Genomic DNA, 560 nt, shown 5'->3' on the forward strand with positions numbered 1-560 from the left:
GTTCAGCCAGCAGCAGGGCCTGACCCCGTTCATGACCCTGCTGGCGGCCTGGTCGATCCTGCTGTCGCGCCTGAGCAACCAGGCGCAAGTGGTGGTCGGCACCCCGGTCGCCAACCGCCCGCGCCAGGAAACCGAGGCGTTGATCGGTTTTTTCGTCAACACCCTGGCCTTGCGCGTCGATGTCCAGGCCGGCAGCCGCGTCGACCAGTTGCTGGCGCAGATCAAGGCCACCACCCTCGACGCCTACAGCCATCAAGACCTGCCTTTCGAACAGGTGGTCGAAGCCCTGCAACCGGAGCGCAGCCTCGGCCATAGCCCGCTGTTCCAGGCCATGCTGGTACTCGGCAATACCCCTCGCGACCAGGCCCTGGCCCTGCCCGGCCTGGAACTGACCCCGCTGCCCCAGGCCACCGGCACCACCCAGTTCGACCTGAGCCTGTCGCTCAATGACGACGGTGAAAGCATCCGTGGCCAGTTCGAGTACGCCACCGATCTGTTCGACGAAAGCACCATCGCGCGCTGGAGCCGTCACCTGCTGCACCTGCTCGACGCCCTGCTCG

Annotated in this window: 1 protein-coding gene; it reads left to right on the top strand. The window is 66.4% G+C overall.

The features are described 5' to 3' along the window. Positions 1-560, top strand: a 560-nt coding sequence (locus tag M5B96_RS32405; RefSeq protein ID WP_248801240.1) for a condensation domain-containing protein, incomplete at both ends; no start/stop codon positions are given.

The sequence above is a fragment of the Pseudomonas sp. MWU13-2105 genome, from assembly GCF_023242315.1.
In the GTDB taxonomy this organism is placed as follows: Bacteria; Pseudomonadota; Gammaproteobacteria; order Pseudomonadales; family Pseudomonadaceae; genus Aquipseudomonas.